The sequence below is a fragment of the Tateyamaria sp. GN1-10 genome (genome assembly GCF_055693845.1).
The window spans coordinates 440,145-453,757 of record NZ_JBVFUR010000004.1 but is presented as its reverse complement, the minus strand read 5'-3'; the positions used below and the strand labels follow the sequence as shown (position 1 = coordinate 453,757).

Below are 13,613 nucleotides of genomic sequence, written 5' to 3'. Positions count from 1 at the left end.
CACCTGCAAGGACACGAAAATGCCCAAAGTACTCATCTCCGACAAGCTGTCAGACGCCGCCGTCCAAATCTTCCGCGACCGCGGGATCGAGGTCGATTTCGAACCCGATCTCGGCAAGGACAAAGACAAGCTGGCCGAAGTGATCGGCCAGTATGACGGCCTCGCCATCCGGTCGGCGACCAAGGTCACGCCAACGATCCTGAAGAACGCGACCAACCTCAAGGTCATCGGCCGTGCAGGCATCGGCACCGACAACATCGACAAGGAAGCAGCGTCGAAAAAGGGCGTGATCGTCATGAACACGCCCTTCGGCAACATGATCACGACGGCCGAACACGCCATCGCGATGATGTTCGCCGTCGCACGGCAAATTCCCGAAGCCAGCTCCTCCACCCACGCGGGCAAATGGGAAAAGTCCAAGTTCATGGGCACCGAGCTGACGGGCAAGACCCTTGGCGTGATCGGCGCGGGCAACATCGGTGGCATCGTCTGCGACCGTGCGCGCGGGCTCAAGATGAAAGTCCTCGCCTACGACCCCTTCCTGGGGGAAGAGAAAGCCGACAAGATGGGCGTTGAAAAGGTTGAGCTTGAGGACCTGATCAAGCGCGCCGACTTCATCACGCTGCACGTGCCCAAGACCGAGCAAACGGCCAACATGATCACCGCCGAACGCATCGCCATGATGAAACCTGGTGTCCGGATCATCAACTGCGCGCGCGGCGGCCTCGTAGACGAAGCGGCCCTCGCCGAAGCGCTCAAATCCGGCCACGTGGCCGGTGCGGCCTTTGACGTCTTTGCCGAAGAACCCGCCAAGGAAAACGCGCTCTTCAACCTGCCCAACGTTGTTGTCACGCCCCACCTCGGTGCCGCTACAACCGAAGCGCAGGAAAACGTCGCCCTGCAAGTGGCCGAGCAGATGGCGAACTACCTGCTCACCGGGGCCGTCGAAAACGCACTCAACATGCCATCGGTCACAGCGGAAGAGGCGAAAGTCATGGGCCCATGGGTCAAGCTCGCCGGTCACTTGGGCAGCTTCACCGGCCAGATGACGGACGAGCCGATCAAGGCGATCAACATCCTCTATGACGGCGTCGTGTCCGAAATGAACCTCGACGCGCTGAACTGCGGCGTGATCGCGGGCATCATGAAGCGCGCCAACCCGGACGTGAACATGGTCTCGGCCCCTGTGGTCGCCAAGGAACGTGGTATCCAGATCAGCACCACGAACCAGGACCAATCCGGTGCCTTCGAAGGGTACATCAAGATCACCGTCGTCACCGACAAGCGCGAACGCTCCGTCGCGGGCACCGTGTTCTCGGATGGCAAACCGCGCTTCATCCAGATCAAGGGCATCAATATCGATGCCGAGATCGGGGCCAACATGCTCTACACCACGAACGAGGACGTTCCGGGCATCATCGGCCTTCTGGGCAACACGATGGGCAAGAATGGCGTGAATATCGCGAACTTTACCCTTGGCCGCGCGGCCATCGCGGGCGAAGCCATCGCACTGCTCTATGTCGACGATCCGATCCCCACGGACGTGCTGAAAACACTCGAGGGGACAGGCATGTTCACGCAGGTCAAACCGCTGGCCTTCGACGTGGCTTGACCTGGGCCTGACCCGGGCCTGACGCGCGGGGCGGAGGACACCTCCGCCTTACGATTGTCACCGAACTGAACTAAAGGCATGGGCGATCCATCTTGGAAGACGCCCATGCCGACACCCAGCGCCTATATCTTGTGCACAAGCCCCCGCAGTGGCAGCACACTCCTGTGCGCCCTGCTGCGCGACAGCGGCGTTGCGGGCCATCCAAAATCCTACTTCCACCAACCCGACCTGGACAAATGGCGCGCAGGCCTCGGCCTTGCGCCGGACACACCGCGCCCGGACATCTTTGCAGACGCCATCGCGCAGGGGCGTGGCGATACGGGCATCGTCGGCCTCCGGCTCCAACGCCACAGCGCGCCGTTCTTCTTTGATCAATTGCGTGACGCACACCCGGACGCAACAACAGACAAGGCAGCGGTCGAAACCCAATTCGGCCCGACCCGCTACATTCACCTGCACCGCAAGGACAAAGTGGCACAGGCCGTATCGCTGGTGAGGGCCAGTCAAAGCGGGCTCTGGCACCGCAACGCCGATGGGTCGGAACTGGAACGCACCGCACCTCCGCAGCCACTGCACTATGACCAAACTGCCATCGCGCAAGAGGTGGAGACAGTCAAAGGCTATGATGCAGCGTGGGAGGATTGGTTCACAGAACAGGCCATCACGCCCCTGCGGCTCGACTACGACACGCTGTCCGCAAACCCTGCCGCGACGCTCACACAGACACTCAACCATCTCGACCTGCCACAGGGCGCGCCGGTTCAACCCGCCGTGGCCAAACTCTCCGACGACATCAGCGCAGACTGGATCACCCGCTTCAAATCCGAAACGGACGCCTGAGTGGCTTGCACAACCACGCCCAGCGCCTAAGGTCACCCCATGCCCGGTTTCGACACACTTCTCGCCTTTCTCATCGCCACCGCGATCTTTGCCAACATTCCCGGTCCCGCCATGCTCTACGCCACGGCGCAAACCCTGGCCCGTGGCGCACGCGCCGGGCTGATGGCGGCACTGGGTCTGCATGTCGGGGGCTATGTCCACGTGCTGGCAGCAGCCTTCGGACTCGCACTCTTGTTTGAACTGGTGCCGCCACTTTATGTGGCTCTGAAACTGATCGGGGCAGCCTACCTGATCTGGCTCGGTCTCCAGATGATCCGAACACGCAATGCGCGGGTGAACGCTGCACCACAAGGCGATAGCAACCCGGCCCGCGCGTTTCGTCAAAGCATGATCGTCGAAATCCTCAACCCGAAAACCGCGCTCTTCTTCATGGCGTTCCTGCCACAGTTCTCTGACCCGGCAGCCGCGCTCCCAATCTGGGCACAAATGTTGATCCTGGGCACAGTCGTAAACGTCGTCTTTTCCAGCGCCGACCTTGTCTGCGTGGCCCTCGCTCACCGCATGTCCCGCCTGCTGGCACATACGAGCCGCGCCAGCGCAAGAGTCAAAGCGCTGGGCGGCTCCATCCTCGTCGGTCTCGGCCTGACGGTCGCCCTTGATCGCTAAAGTTCACTCCCAAACACAAACCCCGTAAGGCGGAGGTGTTCTCCGCCTCCTCCCGCTCGAAAGGCCGCCCATGACACCCACCTATGCCATTGGCGACATCCACGGCCAAAAGGCCGAACTGGACCGTGTCCTGTCCCTGATCGAAGCAGACGGGGGCAAAGAGGCTCAGATCATCTTTCTGGGGGACTACACCGACCGGGGACCCGACAGCCGGGCTGTGCTTGATACGTTGATAGAAGGGCGCGACGCAGGCCGGAACTGGACGTTCCTAAAAGGCAATCACGACCGCATGTTCGAGTGGTTCATGGCCAATCCGATCCGGCACGACCCTCATATGATGGTCGAACTTTACTGGCTGCACGACCGGCTTGGCGGCAACACGACGCTGGCCTCCTACGGGGTGGATGCCTCTGGACAACGCCGTGAAAAGGACGTGCAAGCTGATGCAAAGGCCGCCGTGCCCCAAAACCACCTCGACTTCCTGCGAAGCCTTCAACTGACCCACATAATTGGCGATTTGATGTTCGTACACGCTGGTATCCGTCCCGGCGTGGCACTCACCGATCAGACCGAGGAAGACTTGCTCTGGATCAGGCAGGAATTTCACAACAGCGACGCCAACCACCCCAAACTGATCGTGCACGGACACACGCCGGTCGACGCAGCGACGCATTACGGCAACCGGATCAACCTTGATACTGGCGCAGGATATGGCCGCCCCCTGACAGCCGCCGTGTTCGAAGAAGACACTGCTTGGCTTCTGACGGATACGGGACGTCTCCTGCTCAAACCGTAAGGCGGAGGTATCCTCCGCCCCGGCGCATCAAGATGCGCCTTACATCCAATCCTGCTGCACGACTGCGCCCTTGGTCATTCTGCGTCTGTAAGGCGGGGTTCACCCCGCCACTGCCTGCGACACAGCGCCACGGATTAACTATTCGAATCAGCTATTTAGGCAGAAGGTTCACGAAACACGCAGTTTCAGCGGCAAAAATACGCAGTTTCGTCAAACCGGTCCGAAACCCATCTGTTTCACCCGTGGCAAAGACCGCAGTTTCACCGTCAAAATGCGCAGTTTCGCCAGAAACAGGGCCACATGCACACCCTGCCGTCCACGCAAATCTCGGATTAACGCAGCGCACGGTGCTCAGGTCCAATCCAGAACAACCTTACCCGAGGACCCCGATTTCATAGCCGCGAATCCGGCCTCAAACTCCGCCGCCTTGAACCGGTGCGTGATGACCCCCGACACATCCAGCCCGTTCTGCAGCATCGCGATCATCTTGTACCATGTCTCGAAAATCTCGCGTCCATAGACACCCTTGATGGTGATGGCCTTGAACACGATCCGGCTCCAATCGACGGGAGATTTTCCGGGCGGAATCCCCAGCATCGCAATGCGGCCACCCATGGTCATCGCCTCGACCATCTGGTCCAACGCGACCTGGTTCCCGGACATCTCAAGGCCAACATCGAACCCCTGCGTCATACCCAGCCCTGACACCACCTCGGCCAGATCCTGATGCCCTACATTGACCGGCACCACGTCCGCGACGTGGGTGGCAAGGCGCAACCGGTCCGGGTTCACATCGGTGATCACCACATGCCGCGCGCCAGCGTGCCGGGCCACGGCAGCGGCCATGATCCCGATCGGACCGGCACCCGTCACCAGCACATCTTCTCCAATCAAATCAAAGGACAAGGCGGTATGCACCGCATTGCCCAACGGGTCCAGAATGGCGCCGATATCGTCGTCGATCTCATCGGGCAAAGGGACTACATTGAACGCAGGCAAGCGCAGATACTCGGCAAAGGCCCCCTGCTCGTTCACCCCGATCCCCCGCGTCGCCGGGTCTAGGTGGAACTTGCCCGCTCGGCTCTGGCGGGACGTCTTGCCGATCAGATGCCCCTCACCCGAACACCGCTGCCCGAGGGCCAGACTATCCACATTCCGACCCATATCCACGATCTCACCCGCGAATTCATGTCCGGTGATCAAAGGCGTCGGAACAGTGGCCGAGGCCCACTCATCCCAGTTCCAGATATGGATATCGGTCCCGCAAATCCCGGTTTTCTTCACCCGGATCAGCACGTCATCATGCCCGATCTCCGGCACCGGTGCCTCGACTGACCATAACCCTTCACGGGGATGGGTTTTCTCTAATGCTTTCATCGTGTTACGCATCAGATTACCCCAAGGGCTTTGCCCGCCACCTCGAACGCAGCAAGCCCGCGATCCAAGTCGGCGCGGGTCAAAGCGGCATTCATCTGCGTGCGAATGCGCGCCTGCCCGCGCGGCACGACCGGGAAGAAGAAACCCGACACATAAACGCCCTCGTCAAACAGCCGCGCCGCCATGTCCTGCGCCAACTGCGCCTCGCCCAACATGACGGGAATAATCGGATGCTCTCCGGGCAGCAGCTCGAACCCCAACCGCTCCAGCCCCGCGCGCCAGTAGGCTGCGTTATCAAACAACTGCGCGCGCAAATCGTCGCCCTCCTCCACCAACCGGATCGCTTCGATCCCTGCGGCCACAACTGCGGGCGGCAGGGAGTTGGAAAATAGGTAAGGCCGCGCACGCTGGCGCAACAGGTCAATCACCGGCTGGGGTCCCGCGATGTAGCCACCAATGGACCCGCCCAGCGCCTTGCCCAGCGTGCCGGTCAGAATATCCACGTCCACGCCCGCATGGGCCGGGGTGCCTTCGCCCTGCGGCCCCATGAATCCCGTGGCATGACAATCATCGACCATCACCAACGCACCGAAATTGCGGGCCAGCGCAGCAATCTCGGGCAGCTTCGCCAGATAACCATCCATAGAAAACACACCGTCGGTCGCAATCATGATATGCCGCGCACCATCCGCCTTGGCCGCGCGCAACTGCTTTTCCAGAGAGTCCATGTCGCTGTTGGCATAGCGATAGCGTTTCGCCTTACACAGCCGGATACCATCAATGATCGACGCATGGTTCAGCGCGTCCGAAATGACCGCATCCTCTGGCCCCAAGAGCGGCTCAAACAACCCGCCATTGGCGTCAAAACACGCAGCAAACAGGATGGCATCATCCTTGCCTAGAAAGCGGGCCAGACGCTGCTCCAACTCCCGGTGCAAATCCTGCGTGCCACATATAAACCGGACCGAGGCCATGCCGAACCCATGTGTGTCCATCGCACCCTTGGCAGCGGCAATCAGGTCAGGGTGATCAGCCAGCCCAAGGTAATTATTGGCACACAGGTTCAACACCTCGCGCCCACCCACGTCGATCCGGCCACCCTGGGGCGAGGTGATTTCGCGCTCGCGTTTCATCATCCCGTCCGCCTCGATCTGGGCCAGGGTATCGGTCAGATGGGTGAGAAACGCTTGGGTCATGTCGGATGCTCCTTTGCAGAAAAATCTAACATACCGGAGGTGATTCCGGTAGAGCGGATTTCATAATTGCGGACATAAATCCGTGAAAGCGGATTTGTGCCTACGAGTCCTGCACGACCAGGAACGCCCGCGCGGGCCGGTCCGCCTCGATCCGGTGCGGCACATCAGCGGCATAGCGGGCAGTATCCCCCTGCCCCACCTTCTCAGATGCGCCGCCGCTGGTCACACGCAGCTTGCCCTCGATCACGGTCAGATGCTCGCGCGCGCCACGGGCATGGGGTTGGCTGTCCAGCACACCGCCCTCGACAAAGCGTAGTTCATAGACTTCATGCCGCCCGGCTTCTTCAGGTGGGCTGAGAATGCGAATGGTGCAGCCCGCGCCCCGGTTCTCGATACTTGGCACATCCGCCGTGCGCAGCACCTCGATCCGTTTCGCAGCGCCTTCATCGAGCAAACCAGCAAAATCGACCTGAAGAGCGCGGGTCAGGTTCCAAAGCGTCGCAATCGTGGGCGAAGACTCACCCCGTTCGATCTGGCTCACCATCGACCTGGACACGCCCGACAGTTTCGCCACGGCGTCCAAGGATAGCCCCTGCGCCCGCCGCGCATCCTTCAGGCGAGTCGGCAAAAGCGACAATATAGCGTCAGTATTTTCCGTCATGACGGAGTGATGCCAATGCCGTTGCGTCCAAGTCAAGCCCAAGGGGCTGACATGCGACCGACCCATCGTCATATCAGGACACAAAGGGAGGATCATCATGACCCAAGACATCGTACTTCTGGACGGCGCACGCACAGCCATCGGCACCTTTGGCGGATCGCTTGCAGGCACCACACCCATTGACCTTGGCACCGTGGCCGCAAAGGCGGCACTTGAACGGTCGGGAGTCGAGGGCGGACAGATTGGCCATGTCGCCTTTGGTCATGTGATCAACACCGAACCTCGTGACATGTACCTAAGCCGCGTCGCAGCAATGCAAGCAGGCGTGCCCGACACAACCCCGGCCATGAATGTGAACCGTCTGTGCGGGTCAGGTGTGCAGGCCATTGTGTCTGTGATTCAGTCTCTAATGCTGGGCGATGCGGACTTTGGCCTTGCTGGCGGGGCCGAGAATATGTCGCGTTCACCCTTCATCATCCCCAGCCAGCGTTGGGGTGCCAAGATGGGGGATGTAAAGACGCTCGACATGATGCTGGGCGCATTGAATTGCCCCTTCGGCACCGGGCACATGGGCGTGACGGCCGAGAACGTGGCGGCGGAACACGGCATTTCTCGCGACGATCAAGATAGCTTTGCCATGCATAGCCAGGAACGTGCGGCAGCCGCCATCGCGGATGGCCGCTTTGCCAGCCAGATCACGCCGGTCGAAGTGAAGGTCAAGCGCGACACAGTTGCATTTGAAGTCGACGAACATCCCAAAGCGACCAGCATGGAGGCACTGGCTGGGCTGCGCCCGGTGTTCCAGAAGGATGGATCGGTCACGGCGGGCAACGCCTCGGGCATCAATGACGGCGCTGGTGCTGTGGTGCTGGCAACTGCGGACGCCGCTGAGCAGGCAGGTTTGAAACCGAAAGCACGCATATTGGGCTATGCCCATGCGGGTGTTCGACCCGAAGTCATGGGCATCGGCCCCATTCCCGCGGTTCGCAACCTGCTGGAGCGCACCGGCCTCTCACCCGAGGACTTCGACGTCATCGAATCGAACGAAGCCTTTGCAGCGCAGGCCCTGGCGGTGTCCAACGATCTCGGCTTTGATCCCGCCCGCGTGAACCCCAACGGTGGGGCGATTGCTCTGGGTCACCCAGTGGGTGCGACCGGTGCGATCATCACTGTGAAAGCTTTGTATGAGTTGGAGCGGATCGGCGGATCTAAGGCTTTGATCACAATGTGCATTGGCGGCGGCCAAGGCATCGCGTTGGCGATTGAACGGATCGCTTGAGGCATTTGCAGGACTGGGGGCCAGCCCCCAGACCCCCGTCGTATTTTTGGTCAGAAGAAGATCAAAGCAGCGCTTCAATCAGGAGGGTCAAACCGCCCCCTGCCAAAAGGCCAATGACAACCGCCAGTATAATCCAGCGCCAGAAACCATTGCGCTTTTCAGGGGCGGGATTTGATTGTGCGATCAGCGCTTGCTCGACAAGGCGCGGCAAACGCGGGCCAAATCGGGACAGGACGCGCGCGGTGTTATACAAGTCTTTGACCACCGCGCGCGGGCCGATGGATTTCTGAATGTAGTCCGTCACCACGGGCGACGCGACCTGCCAGATGTTCATGTTCGGATTCAGGGATCGCGCAACCCCTTCGACCACCACCATGGTGCGCTGCAACAGGATAAGCTCGGTCCGGGTCTCCATGCCGAAGCGCTCTGTGACCTCGAAAAGGTAGGCCAGTAACCTGCCCATCGAGATTTTGGACGCGTCCATGCCAAAGATCGGCTCACCCACTGCGCGCAAGGCGCGGGCGAATTCATCGACATCTTTGTCGGCTGGCACGTAGCCCGCTTCGAAATGCACCTCGGCCACGCGCTTGTAGTCCTTGCGGATGAAGCCAAAGAGGATCTGGGCATAGACCCGGCGGGTGTATTCATCGATGTGCCCCATGATCCCGAAATCGTAGGCGATGATGTCCCCATTGGGCGCGACCTTAAGGTTGCCCTGGTGCATGTCGGCGTGGAAGTACCCATCACGAAGCGCGTGCAAAAGGAACAGTTTGAGCACACGTTCGCTTAGGTCGACGCGGTCGTGTCCCGCCGCATCTATGGCATCATTGTCGCCCATGGGCACACCGTCCGCCCATTCGAGCGTCATGACCCGGCGGCCCGAATACTCCCACCGGATCTTGGGCAAAGCAAATCCGTCATCCTTTTCGGTGTTGGCCGCGAATTCACCAGCGGCCGAGGATTCGAGGCGCAGGTCCAGCTCTCCCTGCACAACGCCATCGAAATGCGCGATCACGTCCATGGGTTTCAAACGCCGCGCGGCGGGAGCAAACAGCTCGACGATCTTGGCCGCGAAATAGAAGGCGTCGATGTCTTTCTGGAACGCCTTTTCGATGCCCGGGCGCAGGACCTTGACCGCGACGAACCTGTCCTCGTCCGCCAGCTTGGCCTTGTGCACTTGCGCGATGGACGCAGCAGCAACCGGTTCGCTGAATTCGGAGAACAATGTGTCTATCGGCACACCCAGTTCCCGCTCGACCTCTGCCTTGGCATCGGCAGCGGCGAAGGGGGGCAGCTTGTCTTGCAGAACACGCAATTGAACAGCCAGTTCGTCACCCACCACGTCGGGCCGGGTCGACAGGATCTGGCCGAATTTGATGTAAGCCGGGCCCAGCGCCGTCAGAGCGCGAATGGCTGGCGGCATCGACGGGTCGCCCTTGTAGCCCAGCCAGCGGAAGGGCTTGGCCATAGCCTTGGCAACAAAGCGCAGCGCAGGCGGTGCTTCGAAGGCATCAAGCACCACGTTCATGGCCCCGGCCCGTTCAAGGGTCGCGCCTGTTCGGATCAGGCGGATGATATTGTGTGGCCCCCTCATGGGTTTGTCCCCGCGGGGACACTTGCGCTTAACGCAATTTTAACCACAAGATATTGAAAAATCATCAGATTTTCCACCCGGAGTGTAGGCAGGCAACGCCCATCGTCAGATTGCGGTACTTGGCGTTCTCGAAACCGGCATCCCTTATCATGGACAGGAACGTGTCCTGATCCGGGAACTTGCGGATGGACTCTACGAGGTACTGGTAGCTGTCGCGGTCATTCGCGATTATCTGGCCCATGCGGGGGATCACGTTGAAGCTGTAAAGGTCATAGAGCTTCTGCATGCCTTCATTCGGCAGCTGGCTGAACTCCAGCACCATCAGGCGACCGCCGGGTTTCAACACGCGATAGGCTTCGGCCAGCGCATCCTGTGGGCGGGTCACGTTCCGAATGCCGAAGCTGATGGTGTAGACGTCAAACGTGTTGTCCTCGAAAGGCAGGGCCATCGCATCACCCACCACCCAATCAAGGCTGTCGGCCATCTTGTCCGCCTCGGCCCGCTTGCGGCCTTCGACCAGCATGGGTTCGGTCAGGTCCAGCACGGTTGCGTGACCGTAACCGGCACGTTTGAGAAACTTGAACGAGATGTCGCCAGTGCCGCCCGCGACATCCAGCAGCTTTTGACCGGGGCGCGGGGCCAGCCAATCCATCATCGCCTCTTTCCAGATGCGGTGGATGCCGACGCTCATCACGTCATTCATGATGTCGTATTTGCTGGCGACCGAGTTGAAGACCCCCTGAACACGCCCGGCCTTTTCCCCCTCGGGAACGGTTTCAAACCCGAAATGCGTGGTTTTGTCATCGGTCATGGGAAGAGGCGTCTTTCTGTTTTGTCAGCCCTTGTTATAGGCCGCTCGCAGGCATACACAACGTAGCCCAATTGCCGCAGGGAGCAGCGCACATGCCCGAACTGCCCGAAGTTGAAACTGTCCGCCGGGGATTGGCCCCGACGATGGAGGGCGCTGTGATTGCGCGGGCCGATGTGAACCGACCTGATCTGAGGTGGCCGTTTCCGGCCGGGATGGCCGAGCGGTTGAGTGGGCAGCAGGTGCTAGGGTTGCGGCGGCGGTCGAAATATATTTTGGCCGATCTGGCGAGCAGCGAAACGCTGCTGATCCATCTGGGGATGTCGGGGCGGATGCTTGTCTCTGGCGATCCGCTTGGGCAGTTCGTGCATGAGCACCCGGCTGCAGAGAAACATGACCATGTTGTCCTGCATATGGACAACGGGGCGCGCATCACCTTCAACGATCCGCGCCGGTTCGGTGCGATGGATTTGCTGGATACGGCTACGGCCGATCAGCACAAGCTGCTGGCTGTACTGGGGCCGGAGCCACTGGGCAACGCGTTCAACGAGGATCACTTGGTTGAGGCCTTCGAAGGCAAGAACACACCCGTGAAATCCGCGCTTCTCGATCAGAGAATCGTTGCAGGATTGGGCAATATCTATGTCTGCGAGGCGCTGTACCGGGCTGGTATCTCGCCGACGCGAAAGGCGGGGCGGATTTCCAAGCAACGTGTCGCGGCCCTTGTCCCGATCATTCGGGACGTGCTGGCCGAAGCGATTGAGGCCGGTGGTTCATCCCTGCGCGATTTCCGCCAAGCCGATGGAGAGCTTGGGTATTTTCAACATCGGTTTGATGTTTACGGGCGCGAGGGGGAACCTTGCCGCACCCCGGGGTGTTCCCACGAGGTGACGCGCATTGTGCAGTCAGGGCGGTCGTCTTTCTACTGCAGGTCGTGCCAATCTTAGCTTGAAACGGCCCCCGCCCGTGATAAGCGTTACCACTTGAAACACAACAAACCAAAGGCAGACCCATGGCCTATGAGACGATCATCGTCGAAATAGAAGACCACATCGCGAAGGTCACCCTGAACCGTCCCGATGCGCTGAATGCCCTGAATGATCAACTGCTGTCGGAACTGGCGGACGCGATGGGTGGGTGTCAGACCAATGACAAGGTGCGCTGCATCGTCATCACCGGGTCGGAAAAGGCGTTCGCCGCCGGGGCCGACATCGCAATGATGAAGGACAAATCGTACACTGAGGTGTTCACCGAGGATCTGTTTGGCCCGGAAACAGATGCGATTGTGCGCGTCCGCAAGCCGGTCATCGCTGCCGTCAGCGGCTATGCCCTGGGCGGCGGGTGCGAGCTGGCGATGATGTGCGATTTCATCATTGCGTCCGACACCGCCAAGTTCGGTCAGCCCGAGATCAACCTGGGTGTGATGGCGGGCATCGGCGGCACGCAGCGCCTGACCCGTGCCGTGGGCAAGGCCAAGGCGATGGACATGAACCTGACAGGCCGCTTCATGGATGCGGAAGAAGCGGAGCGGTCCGGACTGGTCAGCCGCGTGGTCCCAGCCAAAAAGCTGATGGACGAAGCAATGAGCGCGGCCGAGAAGATCGCCGAGAAGTCGATGATTTCTGTTATGGCCGTTAAGGAAGCCGTGAACCGGTCGTTCGAGACACCGCTGCGCGAAGGGCTGCTGTTCGAACGCCGCGTGTTCCATTCGCTCTTTGCCACTGAGGACCAGAAGGAAGGCATGACTGCGTTCCTGGAAAAACGCGAAGCGCAATTCCGCGACCGGTAAGCGCCGTGCAGGATGACGTTACATCACCCTGCACAGGCTGTCGTTTCATGGTGCACGTTATTTCTGGTTGGCGCCCCTGATCAGGCGAATCGATGCACGGACTTTGCGCCAGTCTTGCGCCTCGTTCATTTTCCCCGCTTCGATTGCAATCCGTTCGCGTTGCGCGACCTCGGCTTCGGCCTTGTCACCATGGGCGCGATACAGGGCATGGGCATACTGAGAAGTGGCCAAGGGTTGTGTCATGTCGTCCTCCGTCAGATTCTCGCTATGGTGGACCATAGCACATCGCGACGGCGTTTTCTTGATTCAAAGCAAGTGTACTGGACAGGCCGTTGACTCTGGTTTGCAAACGGCCTATCTGCGCGGCTTCTGAAACTACCGCACCAATAGATTGGGACGAGATAACATGGCAAATTCGCCTCAGGCCAAGAAGCGGGCCCGTCAAAACGAAAAACGCTTCCAAGTGAACAAGGCGCGCCGGTCGCGCATTCGCACGTATCTGCGCCAGGTCGAAGAGGCGATTGCCTCGGGTGACAAAGACGCGGCATCTGCAGCCCTGAAAGTCGCACAGCCTGAACTGATGCGTGGTGTCACCAAGGGTGTTTATCACAAGAACACCGCATCGCGCAAAATGTCGCGCCTATCAGCACGGGTAAAAGCACTGGGATAATTCCCCCAATGCACGAAGACACGAAGCGTCGCAATTTTGCGGCGCTTTTTTTGTTTTTCCTATGAAAACAAGGGACGCAGAGATTCTTTTTCAGAATCGCTGAGTCAAGTTTTAAGTTCTGTGGACGGCGCGCTCACGAACTTGCTACCAACCTAGGGCGAGTCGTGAGACCGCCTTGGGGGGACAGGCCAGAGACCATTGTGCACGGTACGTACACGGTATCTGGGTAGGGGATGACACAAGTTGTCTGATCCGATTTTGAGCATGGTGTCTGCCATTGCCCGACCTGTCAGAAATATTTGGTGTGCGGACGGCACGTGCGGAA

General features: G+C 60.0%; 14 protein-coding genes. 8 read left to right on the top strand and 6 right to left on the bottom strand.

Annotation, left to right across the window (positions count from 1 at the left end; genetic code table 11):
- Positions 1 to 19 precede the first annotated feature (19 nt).
- The 4 genes from serA (at position 20) to ACZ1HN_RS04060 (ending at position 3,914) form a co-directional block, all read left to right on the top strand.
- The gene (serA, locus tag ACZ1HN_RS04075; RefSeq protein ID WP_299700468.1) at positions 20 to 1,612 is read left to right on the top strand and encodes a phosphoglycerate dehydrogenase; all 1,593 of its coding nucleotides are present in this window, start codon (positions 20 to 22) and stop codon (positions 1,610 to 1,612) included.
- 78 nt (positions 1,613 to 1,690) lie between these two features.
- Positions 1,691 to 2,452, top strand: coding sequence for a Stf0 family sulfotransferase (locus tag ACZ1HN_RS04070; RefSeq protein ID WP_472726569.1), 762 nt, complete (start codon positions 1,691 to 1,693; stop codon positions 2,450 to 2,452).
- 39 nt (positions 2,453 to 2,491) lie between these two features.
- Positions 2,492 to 3,118 carry a LysE family translocator gene (locus tag ACZ1HN_RS04065; protein WP_472726568.1) on the top strand — a complete coding sequence of 209 codons (627 nt, stop codon included), beginning with the start codon at positions 2,492 to 2,494 and terminating at the stop codon, positions 3,116 to 3,118.
- Between the two features lie 70 nt (positions 3,119 to 3,188).
- Positions 3,189 to 3,914 carry a metallophosphoesterase family protein gene (locus ACZ1HN_RS04060; protein WP_472726567.1) on the top strand — a complete coding sequence of 242 codons (726 nt, stop codon included), beginning with the start codon at positions 3,189 to 3,191 and terminating at the stop codon, positions 3,912 to 3,914.
- Positions 3,915 to 4,265: 351 nt separating this feature from the next.
- Here the strand turns inward: ACZ1HN_RS04060 and tdh are convergent, their stop codons facing one another.
- The 3 genes from tdh to ACZ1HN_RS04045 form a co-directional block, all read right to left on the bottom strand.
- On the bottom strand, positions 4,266 to 5,303 hold the full coding sequence (gene tdh / locus ACZ1HN_RS04055; protein WP_472726566.1) for an L-threonine 3-dehydrogenase: 1,038 nt from the start codon (positions 5,301 to 5,303) through the stop codon (positions 4,266 to 4,268).
- Positions 5,303 to 6,487 (bottom strand): glycine C-acetyltransferase, encoded by a 1,185-nt coding sequence (locus tag ACZ1HN_RS04050; protein WP_472726565.1) that lies wholly within the window; start codon positions 6,485 to 6,487, stop codon positions 5,303 to 5,305. The genes tdh and ACZ1HN_RS04050 overlap by 1 nt, the downstream gene beginning before the upstream one ends.
- Positions 6,488 to 6,587: 100 nt before the next feature.
- The gene (locus ACZ1HN_RS04045; protein WP_472726564.1) at positions 6,588 to 7,148 is read right to left on the bottom strand and encodes a helix-turn-helix domain-containing protein; all 561 of its coding nucleotides are present in this window, start codon (positions 7,146 to 7,148) and stop codon (positions 6,588 to 6,590) included.
- A gap of 97 nt (positions 7,149 to 7,245) precedes the next feature.
- Between ACZ1HN_RS04045 and ACZ1HN_RS04040 the strand changes: the two genes are divergently transcribed.
- A complete protein-coding gene (locus tag ACZ1HN_RS04040; RefSeq protein WP_472726563.1) occupies positions 7,246 to 8,427 on the top strand; it encodes an acetyl-CoA C-acyltransferase family protein in 1,182 nt (393 codons plus the stop codon).
- A gap of 61 nt (positions 8,428 to 8,488) precedes the next feature.
- Here ACZ1HN_RS04040 and ubiB read toward each other — a convergent pair whose 3' ends face one another.
- Both ubiB and ubiE read right to left on the bottom strand, forming a co-directional pair.
- The gene (gene ubiB / locus ACZ1HN_RS04035; RefSeq protein ID WP_472726562.1) at positions 8,489 to 10,021 is read right to left on the bottom strand and encodes a 2-polyprenylphenol 6-hydroxylase; all 1,533 of its coding nucleotides are present in this window, start codon (positions 10,019 to 10,021) and stop codon (positions 8,489 to 8,491) included.
- Positions 10,022 to 10,085: 64 nt separating this feature from the next.
- Positions 10,086 to 10,832 (bottom strand): bifunctional demethylmenaquinone methyltransferase/2-methoxy-6-polyprenyl-1,4-benzoquinol methylase UbiE, encoded by a 747-nt coding sequence (ubiE, locus tag ACZ1HN_RS04030; RefSeq protein ID WP_472726561.1) that lies wholly within the window; start codon positions 10,830 to 10,832, stop codon positions 10,086 to 10,088.
- A gap of 92 nt (positions 10,833 to 10,924) precedes the next feature.
- On the opposite strand from ubiE, the gene mutM reads away from it, so the two are divergent.
- Together mutM and ACZ1HN_RS04020 are read left to right on the top strand one after the other, a co-directional pair.
- Positions 10,925 to 11,776, top strand: a complete 852-nt coding sequence (mutM, locus tag ACZ1HN_RS04025; protein WP_472726560.1) for a bifunctional DNA-formamidopyrimidine glycosylase/DNA-(apurinic or apyrimidinic site) lyase — start codon at positions 10,925 to 10,927, stop codon at positions 11,774 to 11,776.
- A 65-nt stretch (positions 11,777 to 11,841) separates the two neighbouring features.
- On the top strand, positions 11,842 to 12,618 hold the full coding sequence (locus ACZ1HN_RS04020; protein ID WP_299700501.1) for an enoyl-CoA hydratase: 777 nt from the start codon (positions 11,842 to 11,844) through the stop codon (positions 12,616 to 12,618).
- Between the two features lie 57 nt (positions 12,619 to 12,675).
- On the opposite strand, the gene ACZ1HN_RS04015 is transcribed toward ACZ1HN_RS04020, so the two are convergent.
- Entirely contained in the window at positions 12,676 to 12,861 is a 186-nt protein-coding gene (locus ACZ1HN_RS04015; RefSeq protein WP_189367178.1) for a hypothetical protein, read from the bottom strand.
- Between the two features lie 163 nt (positions 12,862 to 13,024).
- Here ACZ1HN_RS04015 and rpsT point away from each other — a divergent pair, with 163 nt between their 5' ends.
- Positions 13,025 to 13,288, top strand: coding sequence for a 30S ribosomal protein S20 (rpsT, locus tag ACZ1HN_RS04010; protein ID WP_299203452.1), 264 nt, complete (start codon positions 13,025 to 13,027; stop codon positions 13,286 to 13,288).
- The last annotated feature ends 325 nt before the right edge of the window (positions 13,289 to 13,613 follow it).

Excerpts from the sequence above, each read along its gene's own strand:
- serA (WP_299700468.1), top strand. The coding sequence starts at position 20 with ATGCCCAAAGTACTCATCTCCGACAAGCTGTCAGACGCCGCCGTCCAA.
- ACZ1HN_RS04070 (WP_472726569.1), top strand. The coding sequence starts at position 1,691 with ATGGGCGATCCATCTTGGAAGACGCCCATGCCGACACCCAGCGCCTAT.
- ACZ1HN_RS04065 (WP_472726568.1), top strand. The coding sequence starts at position 2,492 with ATGCCCGGTTTCGACACACTTCTCGCCTTTCTCATCGCCACCGCGATC.
- ACZ1HN_RS04060 (WP_472726567.1), top strand. The coding sequence starts at position 3,189 with ATGACACCCACCTATGCCATTGGCGACATCCACGGCCAAAAGGCCGAA.
- tdh (WP_472726566.1), bottom strand. The coding sequence starts at position 5,303 with ATGCGTAACACGATGAAAGCATTAGAGAAAACCCATCCCCGTGAAGGG.
- ACZ1HN_RS04050 (WP_472726565.1), bottom strand. The coding sequence starts at position 6,487 with ATGACCCAAGCGTTTCTCACCCATCTGACCGATACCCTGGCCCAGATC.
- ACZ1HN_RS04045 (WP_472726564.1), bottom strand. The coding sequence starts at position 7,148 with ATGACGGAAAATACTGACGCTATATTGTCGCTTTTGCCGACTCGCCTG.
- ACZ1HN_RS04040 (WP_472726563.1), top strand. The coding sequence starts at position 7,246 with ATGACCCAAGACATCGTACTTCTGGACGGCGCACGCACAGCCATCGGC.
- ubiB (WP_472726562.1), bottom strand. The coding sequence starts at position 10,021 with ATGAGGGGGCCACACAATATCATCCGCCTGATCCGAACAGGCGCGACC.
- ubiE (WP_472726561.1), bottom strand. The coding sequence starts at position 10,832 with ATGACCGATGACAAAACCACGCATTTCGGGTTTGAAACCGTTCCCGAG.
- mutM (WP_472726560.1), top strand. The coding sequence starts at position 10,925 with ATGCCCGAACTGCCCGAAGTTGAAACTGTCCGCCGGGGATTGGCCCCG.
- ACZ1HN_RS04020 (WP_299700501.1), top strand. The coding sequence starts at position 11,842 with ATGGCCTATGAGACGATCATCGTCGAAATAGAAGACCACATCGCGAAG.
- ACZ1HN_RS04015 (WP_189367178.1), bottom strand. The coding sequence starts at position 12,861 with ATGACACAACCCTTGGCCACTTCTCAGTATGCCCATGCCCTGTATCGC.
- rpsT (WP_299203452.1), top strand. The coding sequence starts at position 13,025 with ATGGCAAATTCGCCTCAGGCCAAGAAGCGGGCCCGTCAAAACGAAAAA.